The organism is Micromonospora sp. CNZ286, assembly GCF_014207755.1.
Genome location: NZ_JACHIZ010000001.1, coordinates 5,253,439 through 5,266,564 on the forward strand (window position 1 = coordinate 5,253,439; position 13,126 = coordinate 5,266,564).

General features: G+C 72.5%; 14 protein-coding genes. 1 reads left to right on the top strand and 13 read right to left on the bottom strand.

The features are described 5' to 3' along the window. Positions 1-18 precede the first annotated feature (18 nt). From lepB (FHX31_RS23120) to proS, 9 genes are all read right to left on the bottom strand, one after another. Entirely contained in the window at positions 19-651 is a 633-nt protein-coding gene (gene lepB / locus FHX31_RS23120; RefSeq protein ID WP_013284593.1) for a signal peptidase I, read from the bottom strand. Then, positions 648-1,532: a signal peptidase I gene (gene lepB / locus FHX31_RS23125; protein ID WP_030269959.1), complete on the bottom strand. Its 885-nt coding sequence runs from the start codon at positions 1,530-1,532 to the stop codon at positions 648-650. The genes lepB (FHX31_RS23120) and lepB (FHX31_RS23125) overlap by 4 nt, the downstream gene beginning before the upstream one ends. A 168-nt stretch (positions 1,533-1,700) precedes the next feature. Beyond that, complete coding sequence (rplS, locus tag FHX31_RS23130; protein ID WP_013284591.1) at positions 1,701-2,060, bottom strand: 50S ribosomal protein L19; 360 nt, start codon at positions 2,058-2,060, stop codon at positions 1,701-1,703. Positions 2,061-2,203: 143 nt separating this feature from the next. Beyond that, positions 2,204-2,992: a tRNA (guanosine(37)-N1)-methyltransferase TrmD gene (trmD, locus tag FHX31_RS23135; protein WP_184977180.1), complete on the bottom strand. Its 789-nt coding sequence runs from the start codon at positions 2,990-2,992 to the stop codon at positions 2,204-2,206. A gap of 14 nt (positions 2,993-3,006) precedes the next feature. Continuing rightward, positions 3,007-3,546, bottom strand: a complete 540-nt coding sequence (gene rimM, locus FHX31_RS23140) for a ribosome maturation factor RimM (RefSeq protein ID WP_013474369.1) — start codon at positions 3,544-3,546, stop codon at positions 3,007-3,009. Beyond that, positions 3,546-3,806, bottom strand: coding sequence for an RNA-binding protein (locus tag FHX31_RS23145; protein ID WP_026268109.1), 261 nt, complete (start codon positions 3,804-3,806; stop codon positions 3,546-3,548). Before FHX31_RS23145 ends, rimM begins: the two co-directional genes overlap by 1 nt. Then, positions 3,781-4,236 carry a 30S ribosomal protein S16 gene (rpsP, locus tag FHX31_RS23150; protein ID WP_013284587.1) on the bottom strand — a complete coding sequence of 152 codons (456 nt, stop codon included), beginning with the start codon at positions 4,234-4,236 and terminating at the stop codon, positions 3,781-3,783. Before rpsP ends, FHX31_RS23145 begins: the two co-directional genes overlap by 26 nt. A gap of 242 nt (positions 4,237-4,478) precedes the next feature. Further along, on the bottom strand, positions 4,479-5,126 hold the full coding sequence (locus FHX31_RS23155) for a ribonuclease FAU-1 family protein (protein ID WP_013474368.1): 648 nt from the start codon (positions 5,124-5,126) through the stop codon (positions 4,479-4,481). A gap of 76 nt (positions 5,127-5,202) precedes the next feature. Beyond that, entirely contained in the window at positions 5,203-6,618 is a 1,416-nt protein-coding gene (gene proS, locus FHX31_RS23160; RefSeq protein ID WP_184977181.1) for a proline--tRNA ligase, read from the bottom strand. 199 nt (positions 6,619-6,817) lie between these two features. Between proS and FHX31_RS23165 the strand changes: the two genes are divergently transcribed. Then, positions 6,818-7,411, top strand: coding sequence for a TetR/AcrR family transcriptional regulator (locus tag FHX31_RS23165; protein ID WP_013474366.1), 594 nt, complete (start codon positions 6,818-6,820; stop codon positions 7,409-7,411). 19 nt (positions 7,412-7,430) lie between these two features. On the opposite strand, the gene FHX31_RS23170 is transcribed toward FHX31_RS23165, so the two are convergent. The 4 genes from FHX31_RS23170 to FHX31_RS23185 all read right to left on the bottom strand — a co-directional run bounded on the left by FHX31_RS23170 (position 7,431) and on the right by FHX31_RS23185 (position 13,110). Beyond that, positions 7,431-8,510: an amidohydrolase family protein gene (locus FHX31_RS23170; RefSeq protein WP_013284582.1), complete on the bottom strand. Its 1,080-nt coding sequence runs from the start codon at positions 8,508-8,510 to the stop codon at positions 7,431-7,433. 18 nt (positions 8,511-8,528) lie between these two features. Further along, a complete protein-coding gene (locus FHX31_RS23175; RefSeq protein WP_184977182.1) occupies positions 8,529-9,110 on the bottom strand; it encodes a Uma2 family endonuclease in 582 nt (193 codons plus the stop codon). Between the two features lie 67 nt (positions 9,111-9,177). Further along, positions 9,178-10,731, bottom strand: a complete 1,554-nt coding sequence (gene ffh, locus FHX31_RS23180) for a signal recognition particle protein (protein WP_013474363.1) — start codon at positions 10,729-10,731, stop codon at positions 9,178-9,180. Positions 10,732-10,845: 114 nt separating this feature from the next. Continuing rightward, a complete protein-coding gene (locus tag FHX31_RS23185) occupies positions 10,846-13,110 on the bottom strand; it encodes a [protein-PII] uridylyltransferase (protein WP_013284579.1) in 2,265 nt (754 codons plus the stop codon). Positions 13,111-13,126 lie beyond the last annotated feature (16 nt).

Genomic DNA, 13,126 nt, shown 5'->3' on the forward strand with positions numbered 1-13,126 from the left:
AGCGTGGCGCGGGCCGGCTCAGGGATTGGGGATCCCGTCGAACTGCTCGGGGACGCTGAGCCAGGTCGCACGGCTGACCGGCCAGAAGATGGTGAAGGCCCGGCCGACGACCTCGCCCTCGGGGATGGTGGCGACGTTGATGTCCTCGCCCGACTGCTGCCAGTGCTCCAGCGAGTCGCCGGAAGCCTCCCGGTGGTCACCCATGACCCACAGGCGCCCCTTCGGCACGGTGATGTCGAAGTCCTGGTCGGCGGGCTTGTTGCCGGGGAAGATGAACGGCTCGTCGATCGGCTTGCCGTTGATGATCAGCCGCTCCTGGCCGCCGGTGCGGTCGCAGCAGACCACGTGATCGCCGCCGACGCCGATGACCCGCTTGATGAAGTCCTCACCGTCGGGGTTGCCGCTCCACTCGGTGGGCGCCTTGAAGACGATCACCTCACCCCGGTGCGGCGAGCGGAAGTCGTAGACCAGCTTGTTGACAAGCACCCGATCGTCGATCTTGAGGGTGTTCTCCATGGACGGCGACGGGATGAAGAAGGTCTGCAGCACGAAGGCACGCACCAGCACCGCGACCAGGATCGCCACGCCCAGGAGGATGGGCAGCTCCTTCCAGAAGGAGCTGCGGGGCTTCTCGGTCTGCTCGTCGATCACGGGAGGAGCCTACGTCGCCGGGTACGGAGCGGTCGCCCCGAACCCGCCAGAACGGTGAGCGTCGCCGCGAGCGGGAGGATCAGGACGACGCCGCCGACCGGGTCGGGATCCACAGGCACCGGCCCGGGCGCCGCCGCGGCGTCCGCGCGCGGCACGCTCGCGAACGTCTCCGGTACGGGCAGACCGGTCCACCGCTGCGACGGCCATACGATCATGAAGGCGCGGCCGACCACGTTCTCGATCGGCACCGGCCCCTGACATCGGGCGTCCTGCGAGACGAGCCGGTGGTCACCCATCACGAAGATCTGCCCCGGCGGCACCACCACCTCGGTGAACTGCCGGGACCGGCACTCCTTCGGATTGGGCGGCAGCTCGACCGGGGAGTCCTCGGAGACGTACGCCGTCTCGTCCAGCGGCACCCCGTTGACCACCACCCGGCCGTCGTCGCAGCACCAGACCTTGTCGCCAGGTACGCCGATGACGCGCTTGATGAAGTCCTTCTCGCCGGGGCGGCTGACGCCCACCAGGTCACCGAGCGTACGGCCGACCCGGCCGGCGAAGTCGGCCGGCGGCGCGGGCGCCTCCTGGGCGACCCAGCGGTCGGTGCCCCGGAACACCACCACCTCGCCGCGGACCGGGTCGCGGACGTCGTAGACGACCTTGTTGACGAGCACCCGGTCACCGACGAGCAGCGTGTTCTCCATCGACCCGGAGGGGATGAAGAACGCCTGGAGCAGGAACGTCCGGATCAGCACCGCGAGGCAGAACGCCACGATCAGCAGCAGCGGCAACTCCTGCCAGAGCGGCATCTGGCGGCGGCCGCGGCGGGCCCGCCGGCGCCAGGGATCGACGGCGCCGTCCTCGTCAACCATCTGCACCATGCCACTCTCCGGTCCGCGGAAACGACACTACCGCCCGGGAGTCCCCTCGGAGACCCCACGGGCGGTAGTGGACCGTTTCGCACCGTCCGGCTGCGCCCGTACCGACCAGGGTAATGCGGTCTGGTCGATACGACATCCGCGCAGGCCGGGCGGCGTGGCGAACGTGGATCAGTTCGCCGGCTGCTTCTCCCGCAGCTCCTTGATCTTGGCCTTCTTGCCGCGCAGCTCACGCAGGTAGTAGAGCTTGGCGCGACGGACGTCACCGCGGGTCACGACCTCGATCCGGTCGATGCCCGGGCCGTTGAGCGGGTAGGTCCGCTCCACGCCCACACCGAAGCTGACCTTGCGGACCGAGAAGGTCTCGCGCAGGCCGTCACCCTGGCGGCGGATGACGACGCCCTGGAAGATCTGGACCCGGGAGCGGTTGCCCTCGACGACCCGCGCGTGCACCTTGACGGTGTCACCGGCACGGAAGTCGGGCAGGTCGGTACGCTTCGACTGGGCGTCAAGGGCGTCCAGGATGTTCATCGCTGCGTCCTCGTGAGGCTCACGGCGCATCGTCAGTCGATGCGCGGATGGGTGATTCTGACCCCCGGGTGGTGACCGGCGAGACCGGCCCCGGTCGAGGGTCCTCGCAACCGCCCACGGCGTGGACGGATGCGGCAACCCCTCTACTTTGCCACATGCCCCGGTGGCGGGGAAAATCCGCCCCGGTCCAGCGTCGCCCGGTCCCGCTTGTCGAGCGTCTCCGGGGCCAGCGCGCCGATCATGTCGGGGCGCCGGGCCGCGGTCCGCAGCAGCGACTCGTCGCGCCGCCAGCGGTCGATCCGGGCGTGGTCGCCGGAGCGCAGCACCTCGGGCACGTCCAGCCCGCGCCAGCTCGCCGGCTTGGTGTAGAGCGGGGCCTCCAGCAGCCCGTGCGCGTGCGACTCCTCGTCCAGCGACCCGGCGTTGCCGAGCACGCCGGGCAGCAGCCGGGTGACCGCCTCCAGGATCACCAGCACGGCCACCTCGCCGCCGAACAGCACGTAGTCGCCGAGGGAGACCTCGGTCACCGGCATCCGGGTCGCGGCGTGGTCCAGCACGCGCTGGTCGATGCCCTCGTACCGGCCGCAGGCGAACAGCAGGTGCGACTCGGCGGCCAGCTCGTGCGCCAGGGCCTGGGTGAACGGGACGCCCGCGGGCGACGGCACGAGCAGCCGGGGCAGCGTGTGCCCGTCCGGGCTCAGCTCGCCCGGCGCCAGCGCGTCCAGCGCCTCACCCCACGGCTCCGGACGCATGACCATGCCCGGACCGCCGCCGTAGGGCGTGTCGTCGACGGTGCGGTGCACGTCGTGGGTCCAGGTCCGCAGGTCGTGTACGGCCAGCCGCAGCGTGCCGTTCGCGCGGGCCTTGCCGATGAGCGAGAGATCCAGCGGGACGAAGTACTCGGGGAAGATCGACACGATGTCGACGCGCATGCGGTGGGCTCCAGCTAGAGGTCGAGCAGGCCGCCGGGCAGGTCGACGACGACGCGACCGCCGGCCAGATCCACCTCGGGCACGATCGCCTTGACGAACGGGACCAGCGCGGTACGCCCCTCGGGGCGCCGCAGCACCAGCATGTCGGACGCGGGCGCGTGGTCGATGCGGGCCACCTCGCCCACGTGCTCGCCGTCGCGGGTGACCACTGTGAGCCCGACCAGCTGGTGGTCGTGGAACTCCTCCGGGTCCTCCGGCGGGGCGACGTCGGCGCTGTCCACGCCGAGCAGCGTGTTGCGCAGCGCCTCGGCGACGTCGCGCTCCAGCACGCCCTCGAAGGCGACGAGCAGACGGCCCTGATGCCAGCGGGCCGACTCGACGGTGAGCGTCGGGGGCACCCGCCAGGCGCCGGGCTCCGACGGGACCACCCCCGGCTCGGTGGTCAACACCGAACCGGGGGCGAACCGTGCTTCGGGCTCGTCGGTACGCACCTCCACGGTGACCTCACCGCGGATGCCGTGCGGCTTACCGATCCGGCCGACGACGAGAAGCATCAGTACGAGTCGACGATGTCGACGCGTACCCCACGCCCGCCGATGGAGCCGATCACCTGGCGCAGCGCCTTGGCGGTCCGGCCGGACCGCCCGATCACCGTGCCGAGGTCCTCGGGGTGCACGCGGACTTCGAGGCGCTTGCCCCGACGGGAGTCGACCATGCGCACCCGGACGTCGTCCGGGTGGTCGACGATGCCCTTGACCAGGTGCTCCAGAGCGGGACGCAGCGGCATGTCAGGCCTGCTCGCCGGACTCGGCACCGGTCTGCTCCTCGGCCTTGGCCTCGGCCTTCGGCTCCTCCGCCTTGGCGGCGGCCTTCTTGGCCGGCTTCGCCGGGGTGTCGGCCACGCCGGCAGCGGCCTTCGCCTCGGCCTCGTACGCCGCCTTGCGGTCGGCCCGCTCGGGGGCGACCTTCAGCGGCGGCGGCGCGGGCAGGCCCTTGAACTTCTGCCAGTCACCGGTCAGCTCCAGCAGGCGCTGCACGGCCTCGCTCGGCTGGGCGCCGACCGAGAGCCAGTACTGGACCCGCTCCGACTTGACCTCGATCACCGAAGGGTCTTCCTTCGGCTGGTACACACCGACGAACTCGATCGCGCGACCGTCACGCTTGGTGCGCGAGTCGGCGATGACGATGCGGTACTGCGGGTTGCGGATCTTGCCCATCCGCAGGAGCCGGATCTTTACGGCCACAGTTGTTTCGCTCCTGTTGCGATCTCACCGGCCCGTACGGGCGGTGTGGCGGGTGAGCGCCGACCGGCACAGTGGGGTTTGGGCCGGAGACTGCTCGGTGAACTGGCGACGCGCCCGGGTTAGAGGGCGCCGGACGCGTGCCGGATACCAGCGAACCATTCTGCCAGATCCGGACCGGAACTCTCACACCGGACCCGGACACCACGCCCGGGGCGGGCCGGGCCGTGACCGAGGACACTCGTTCAGCGCACCGGCGGGCGGTCCCACCCCGGCGGAAGTACGTCCGGTACGTCCCATTCCGCGGGTGGGGTGAAGTCGCACCAGGTGCCGTCGAACGGAAACTCCCCCGCCTCGGCGATCCGGATCACCCGCTCGCCCTCGGCGCGTACCGCCTTCTCGTCGGTTACCCAGTAGTGCTCCGGGAACGCCAGCCGCTCGGCGAACTCGTCCTCGTCCTTCCACTCCCAGCTCAGGTCCGGGTGGACCACGACGTCGAGATCCTGGTCGACCATGTCGACCCCGGCCACCGTGCCGTCGTCCCAGCGGACGCCGGGCTCCTCCAGGTTCACGTACCAGTTCTGGAAGCGGCCGGCGGCGTCGCGGAACCACCAGACCGAGTGGGCCGCGCCGGTGGGCAGGAACTTCAGCACCGGCGGGCCGTTCCACAGCCCTTGCGCGAGCCGGTAGGACGACGTCACCCACTCGGCGAACGGCACCGCCCGCATGCCCAGGCCGGCGGCGTTCACCTCGTGCGCGACGGGCGCCTCGCGCGCCACCCAGAGCACCAGGCCGCGCTCGTCGTCGGAGACCACGCGGGCCGACCGGACCCAGCCGATCCGGCCGTTGCGCACGTTCCGGTGCATGATCAGCCGCCCCGGCTCGAACCGCACGCTCACCCCCGCCGTCGTGTTAACAAGGGGCCCCTCCTCTGCGGAATGCGTTAAGAAGGGGCCCTTCCTTACACCCTCAGTAGGCGCGGGCGAGGATCGCCACCAGGTCGGGCTCGTCCTCCGAGTCCGGCACCGAGCCGTCGGCGCGTACCAGGCAGCGGACCGTCACGCCCTGAGCGTTCGCCTCGGCCTCGCCCTCGACGCCGACCGCCGACCACGGCACCCGCGCCCAGCCGGTGGCGGACGCCTCGATCGCCTCGGCCAGCGTCGACACCTCGACGGTGCGGGACCTGCGGAACTCCAGCGCCTGGTCGTGCAGCGCCTGCTGGTCGTCCTCCAGCGCGGCCAGGACCGCGCCGACCACGTCGGCCACCGGCGTCGGGGCCTTCGAGCCGTCCGTACGCCGGACCACCACCGCGTTGCCGGCGGCCAGGTCACGCGGGCCTACCTCGACGCGTACCGGGTAGCCGCGCAGTTCGGCGTCGACGGCGCGGCGGCCGAACGCGGTGTCGGTCCGGTCGTCGAGCGCCACCCGCACCCCGGCGTCACGCAGCGCGTCATAGAGCTTTTGTGCCGCCTCGGCAGGGCCGCCAGGGCCCTCGCCGTCCTTGACGATCATCACGTACGCCTGGACCGGCGCCAGCTTCGGCGGCACCCGCAGCCCGTTGTCGTCACCGTGGCACATGATCAGGCCGCCGAGCATCCGGGTGGAGGTGCCCCAGGAGGTGGTCCACGCGTGCTCCCGGCCGCCCTCGGCCGAGGAGTAGCTGATGTCGAACGCCTTGGCGAAGTTCTGGCCCAGCTCGTGGCTGGTGCCCAGCTGGAGTGCCTTGCCGTCGCCCATCATGCCCTCGCACGTGTACGTGGCGGTGGCGCCGGCGAAGCGCTCCCGGGCGGTCTTCAGGCCGACCACCACCGGGATGCCGAGCACGTTGACCATCAGGTCCTCGTACGCCTCGTGCAGGATCCGCCGCGCGTAGGCGCGGGCGTCCTCACGGGTGGCGTGCGCGGTGTGCCCCTCCTGCCAGAGGAACTCGCTGGTACGCAGGAAGATCCGCGGGCGCAGCTCCCACCGGACCACGTTCGCCCACTGGTTGAGCAGCAGCGGCAGGTCGCGGTACGAGTCGATCCACTTGGCCATGAACTCGCCGATGACCGTCTCGCTCGTGGGGCGCACCACCACCGGCTCGGCGAGCTGCTTGCCGCCACCGTGCGTGACGACTGCCAGCTCCGGCGAGAAGCCCTCGACGTGCTCGGCCTCCCGCTTCAGGTAGCTCTCGGGGATGAACAGCGGGAAGTACGCGTTCTCCGCGCCGGCCGCCTTGATCCGGGCGTCCATCTCGGCCTGCATCCGCTCCCAGATGGCGTAGCCGGCCGGTCGGATCACCATGGTCCCCCGGACCGGGCCGTTGTCGGCCAGCTTCGCCTTGGCGATCAGGTCCTGGTACCAGCGGGGAAAGTCCTCCGCACGGGGAGTGAGCACGCGTGCCATGACCACGCATCCTATGCGTCCCGTCACGGGTGGGCGCAGCCGGGCGCGCCCGCACTACCGTCTGCCGTCATGCTCTCCACCACCCCGGCGCCGGGGACGCACCACCTGACCTTCGCCGGCCACGACGGCGGGCGGTTCGGGGCCGAGGCGGAGTACGAACTCGAGGTGCGCTGAGCAGCGCCCGTAGACTTCGATCACCATGTCTAAGCCGAGGAACGTCACTCCGGTGCGCGAGACGATCGTCGACGCCGCCCGTTCGCTGACCGTCACGACCGGCTGGGCCGGGGTCCGGATGGGTGCCGTCGCCAGCGCCGCAGGGGTGAGCCGGCAGACGGTCTACAACGAGTTCGGCACCAAGGCGGGCCTGGGCGAGGCGCTGGCCCGGCACGAGGTGGACCGGTTCGTCGGCCAGGTCCGGTTGGCGCTCGACGAGCACGACTCCGACGTCCGCGCGGCAGCGTACGCGGCGATCCACCGCACGCTCGCCTCGGCCGCCGAGAACCCGCTGGTCCGGGCGGTGCTGACCAGTACCCGGGGCGGCTCGGAGGAGCTTCTGCCGTACCTGACCACCCGGTCCGAGTTGGTGCTCGCCGAGGCCGCGGCGGCGCTGCTGGAGTGGACCGGCGAGCGCCTGCCGGACGCCGATCCGGCGGCCCTCGCGTTCGCCGCGGACAGCGTCGTACGTCTGGTGGTGAGCCACATCGTGCTGCCCGGGGGCCCGGTCGACGAGACCGCCGACCGGCTGGCCGACCTGGCGGTGCGCCTGTTCCTGATGGCGGCGACCGCCCGCTAGACCCGTCGCCGTCGGCCGGTCAGCGGACGACCCGGCCGCGCAGCACGATCCGGCTGGGCGTCCGGACCACACGCAGGTCGCGGCGCGGGTCCTCGGGGTAGACCACCAGGTCGGCGAGGCCGCCCTCGACGAGCCCGGGGAAGCCGAGCCACTCCCGGGCCCGCCAGGAGGCGGCGGCGAGCACGTCCGTGGCCGACATGCCGGCCTGCTCGTGCAGCAGCAGCATCTCCTCGGCCGCCAGGCCGTGGTCGATGCCGCCGCCCGCGTCGGTGCCGACGTAGATCGGCACACCCGCCTCGTGCGCGGCGCGCACCACCTCGGGGAAGCGGTCGCGCAGGGCGAGCATGTGGTCGGCGTACCCGGGGAACTTGGGGCGGGCCTGCTCGGCGATGTGGCCGAACGTCCGGATGTTGATCATCGTGGGGACCAGCGCGGTGCCCTGCCGGGCCATCAGGTCGATCAGGTCGAGGCTCAGCCCGGTGCCGTGCTCCACCGAGTCGACACCGGCCCGCACCATGATCTCCACGGCCGACTCGGAGAACGTGTGCACCGCGGCGCGTACCCCGGCGGCGTGCGCGGCGGCGACCGCTGCGGTCATGGTGTCGGCGTCCCAGGCCGGCGCCAGGTCGCCGACGCCCCTGTCGATCCAGTCGCCGACCAGCTTGACCCAGCCGTTGCCGGCCGCGGCCTGCGCGGCCACCGTCGCGGCGACCTCCGCCGCGCCGACCTCCACGCCGATGTCGCGCAGGTAGCGCTTGGGCGGTGCGACGTGCCGGCCCGCGCGGGCCAGTCGCGGCAGGTCCGGCTCGTCCTCCAGTTCGGGGTACGGGTACGGCGACCCGGCGTCCCGGATCGCCAGCACACCGGCGTCCCGGTCGATCCGGGCCAGTTCCCGCGCCTGGTCGAGGGAGGTGATCGGGCTGCCGCCGCGGGCGATGCCGATGTGGCAGTGCGCGTCGGTCAGGCCGGGCAGCACGAAGCCGCCGTCGGCCACCGTCTCGGCGCCGGGCACCGGTTCGAAGGTGACCCGGTCGCCGACCAGCCAGACGTCCCGGACCTCGTCGTCGGGAAGGAACACACCGCGCACGTGCAGAGCCATGTGCACAGTCCTACCCGATCAGTCCTCCTCGACGGCGAGCAGGTCGTTACGGCGCGCGGTCAGCGCCGGCAGATCGACCGAGACCTTCCAGGGCCGCTCGGTGACGAACAGGTCCTCGGTGTGTGCCAGTTGCTCGTACTCGCGGGCGGCGCCGTCGAGCGTGTACTCGGTGAGTGCGATCCGCTCGTGCTGCGGATCCACCACCCAGTAGGAGCGGACCCCGGAGCGGGCGTAGACCTTCGCCTTGTCGTACAGGTCGCGGAAGTGCGACGTCGGCGAGACGACCTCGACGGCGAGCAGCGCGTCCTCGACCGGGACCGGCGACCGGGCGGCGTGCTTGCGCCGGATCACCACCACGTCCGGGCGAGGCTCGTTGCGGCGGTCGACCCGCATGGACAGGTCGATGCTCACCAGGAACTCCGGCGGGCAGTTGACCTCAAGCGCGAGCAGGAGACGGACACACAGGTCCTGGTGCAGGGCGGTGGGCGACGGCACGATCAACCTTCCGTTGATCAGTTCGTACGGAAGGTCCTTGGGCAGCTCGCCCAGGTCGTCGACCGTCCACTCGTGCCGCTCCGGCAGGATCGGGGCCGCGGTCATTGACATCTCCTTCCAGGGGGCGACATCACCCTAAGAGAGAGCGACGTCGCCCACCGTCACCGACACGCTAGCGGGGGCCCTTGTCGCCGCCCTTGCCGAGCTTGTTGAAGTCGATCTTCGGCAGCTTGAAGCCCGGCGGCAGGCCCTGCCCACCGGCCAGGTCACCCGGGTCCAGGCCCGGCGGGAGCTGCGGCATCCCGCCCGGGAAGCCCCCCGGCATGCCGGCGCCGGTACGCGGCCGCCCGCCGCCCTTCGTGCCCTTGCGCTTGTTCTTCGGCGACTTGGTCGCCTTGCGCCGGCCACCGCCGGGCAGGCCCATCATGCCGCCCATCTGCTTCATCATCTTCTGCGCGTCGGCGAAGCGGTTGAGCAGCTGGTTGACGTCCATGACGGTGACGCCGGAACCGTTGGCGATACGGGCCCGGCGGGAGCCGTTGATGATCTTCGGGGTGGTGCGCTCGGCCGGGGTCATCGACCGGATGATCGCGGTGACCCGGTCGAAGTGCTTGTCGTCCAGCTCGGCGAGCTGGTCCTTCATCTGCCCCATGCCCGGCATCATGGCCAGCACGTTGGCGATCGGGCCCATCCGCCGGACCGCGATGAGCTGATCGAGGAAGTCCTCCAGCGTGAAGGTCTCCCCGCCCATCAGCTTGGCGGTCATCTTCTCCTTCTGATCGGTGTCGAAGGCCGCCTCGGCCTGCTCGATCAGAGTGAGGACGTCGCCCATGCCGAGGATCCGGCTGGCCATCCGGTCCGGGTGGAAGACGTCGAAGTCCTCCAACTTCTCGCCGGTGGAGGCGAACAGGATCGGCTGGCCGGTCACCTCGCGGACGGAGAGCGCGGCGCCACCGCGGGCGTCGCCGTCGAGCTTGGACAGCACCACGCCGGTGATGCCGACGCCGTCGCGGAACGCCTCGGCGGTGCGCACCGCGTCCTGGCCGACCATGGCGTCGATGACGAAGATGACCTCGTCGGGCTGGACCGCGTCGCGGATGTTCGCGGCCTGCTGCATCATCTCGGTGTCGATACCGAGGCGGCCGGCGGTGTCGACGATGACGATGTCCCGGGCGGCGCGGCGGGCGTGCTCGATCGAGTCGCGGGCCACCTGCACCGGGTCACCGACGCCGTTGCCGGGCGCCGGGGCGTACACCTCGACGCCGGCCCGGCCACCGAGCACCTGGAGCTGCCCGACGGCGTTGGGACGCTGGAGGTCGGCGGCGACGAGCAACGGCTGGTGGCCCTGGCTCTTGAGCCAGCGGGCCAGCTTGCCGGCGAGCGTCGTCTTGCCGGAACCCTGGAGGCCGGCCAGCATGATCACGGTCGGCGGGTGCTTGGCGAACTGGAGCCGCCGCCCCTCGCCGCCGAGGATGTTGATCAGCTCCTCGTTGACGATCTTGACGATCTGCTGCGCCGGGTTGAGCGCCTGGGAGACCTCGGCGCCGCGCGCCCGCTCCTTGACGTTCGCGATGAAGCCCTTGACCACCGGCAGGGCGACGTCGGCCTCCAGCAACGCCATCCGGATCTCGCGCGCGGTGGCGTCGATGTCGGCGTCGGTGAGCCGGCCCTTGCCGCGGAGCTTGGTGAAGATCCCGGACAGGCGGTCACTCAAGGTGTCAAACACGCGAACATCCCGTTTGTCGTTTTCGGCGGGCACATGCTGCCGGGCCGGTGGTCCAGCCCACCGTTAGGGTAGCCCGCCGCTCATCCGCCCGCTCCGGCCCGGCGGCCCGTTCCACTACACGGCGGCCAGCACGGCGGCCTCGATCCGGGCCCGTTCCTCGTCCGACGGCCAGCCGCCGACCAGGTAGAACGCGTCCACCACGTCGCCGCCCAGCGTCGAGATCCGGGCCGCCCGCACCTGGGCGCCCGCGTCGTCCAGCGCGCAGGTGACCCGGTACAGCAGTCCGGCGGCGTCGGCGGCCCGCAGCTCCAGCAGGACCGCGTCGGTGGCCGCCTCCCGGTGCCAGACCACCCGTGGGGCAGCGCCCTGGCTGCGCGCGGCCAGGGCCCGGCCGCGCAGCCGCTGGATGACCGAGACGTCGCCGCCGACCGCGCGGCGCAGGTCGGCGCTGAGCGCGATCGGGTCCGGGGCCAGCCCGTAACGCGGCTGCACCCGGCACTCGACCAGGGCGCGGCCGTCGACGGTGGCGGCGTCCGCGGAGATCACCTCCAGGCGGTGCAGCGCAAGGCACCCGGCGACAGTCGCGAGCAGACCGCGCCGGTCGGCGGCGGCCACCGACACCCGGTCCTCCCCCAGGTGTACGACAGGCAGCGGCCCGGCCACGAGCGCCGGGTCCGGGGCCGGCGGGGCGGGCACCACGCCGGTGTCCAGCGTGGTGCGCACCCGGCTCACCAGCTCGGCGATCAGCCGGCCCTTCCAGCCGGACCAGGCGGCCGGGCCGGTGGCGGCGGCGTCGGCGCGGACCAGGGCGTGCAGCAGTTCCAGCGTGCCGGTGTCGCCGACGCGCTCGGCAACGCCGGCGACGGTCTTCGGATCGGACAGGTCGCGCCGGGTGGCCACGTCGGGCAGCAGCAGGTGCAGCCGGACCAGCGTGCCGATCAGCGCCGCCTCGGCCGGCGGCAGCCCGATCCGGGTGGCGACCGCCTCGGCCGGCGGCGCGCCGACCACCGAGTGATCACCGTCCAGCCCTTTGCCGATGTCGTGCAGAAACGCGCCGAGCAGCAGCAGGTCAGGTCGTTCCACGTCGCGGGTGTGCCGGCTCGCCTCGTACGCGGTCTGCACCAGGTGCCGGTCGAGCGTGAACCGGTGCACCGGGTTGTGCTGGGGCAGGCTGCGCATCCGGGTCCACTCGGGCAGCCAGCGGTCGATCAGCCCGTACCTGTCGCAGGTCTCCCAGGCGGGCACCAGGCCGGGACCGGCGCCGAGCAGGGTGATCAGCGCGGCGCGGGCCGCCGGTGGCCAGGGCGCCGGCAGCGGCGGACAGTACGCGGCCAGCCACTCGCAGGTGGCCCGCGCGATCGGCAGCCGGGTGGTGGCGGCAGCGGCGGCCACGCGCAGCGACAGGCTCGGGTCGGGGCGGGCCCCGATGGCGGTACGGGCGAGCACCAGTTCGCCGTCCTGCTCCACCACGTCCCGGGCGACCGGGCGGCGCAGCGGCCGGCCGGGCGCGGCGCGGTGCCGGCCGGAGCGGAGCCGGTCGGCGGCCCGCCAGGCGTCGTCGAGGGCGTGGCTCACCGTGCGGGCGTCGCCGGCCACCAGCCGCAGCAGCGCGTCGCCGTCCTCGGCGCCGAGCAGGCGCGCCACACCGTCGCGTTCCTGGGCGACCAGGCGGTCGACCCGGCGGCCCACCTGCTGGTGCAGCGCGTCGCGGGTGTCCAGCAGCCGCCGGTGTGCCGCGTGCACGGCGGGGCGGAGCGCGTCGGTGACCCCGGCGGTGGCGATGGCGCGCAGGATGCCCACGTCGCGCAGCCCGCCGGACGCCTCCTTGAGGTCGCCTTCGAGCAGGAACGCCAGTTCGCCGTGCGCCTCCCAGCGGGCGGAGGTGATCTCGCGCAGGCCGGGGAGCTGGCGGATCGCGGTCCGCCGCCAGTGGTCGGTGGCGGTACGGGAGAGCTGGTCGGTGAGCGCCGGGTCGCCCGCCACGTGCCGGGCGTCGAGCAGGCCGAGGGCGACCTTGACGTCGTCCTGGGCCACCGACAGCGCCTCGGCGACGGTGCGCACCGAGTGGTCCAGCCGCAGTCCGGCGTCCCAGATCGGATACCAGAGCGAGGCGGCCAGCTCGTCGATGCCGGGCACCCCGGCGTGCAGCAGCACCAGGTCGAGGTCGCCGTAGGGGGCGCACTGGCGGCGGCCCAGCCCGCCCACAGCAACGAGCGCCACGCCGTCCCGGTCCGGGAAGGCCCGGCACAGCCAGGCGTCGAGCGCGTCGGCCCGCGCGGACCGGGCCGCCGCGCCGATCCCTGCGGGTACGCCGGCGACCTCGTTGACCACGGGCGCGCCGTCCCCGGTGGGGGCGGCGGCCGTGGTCAACGAGGTCACGTCGGCGGGTCCGGCG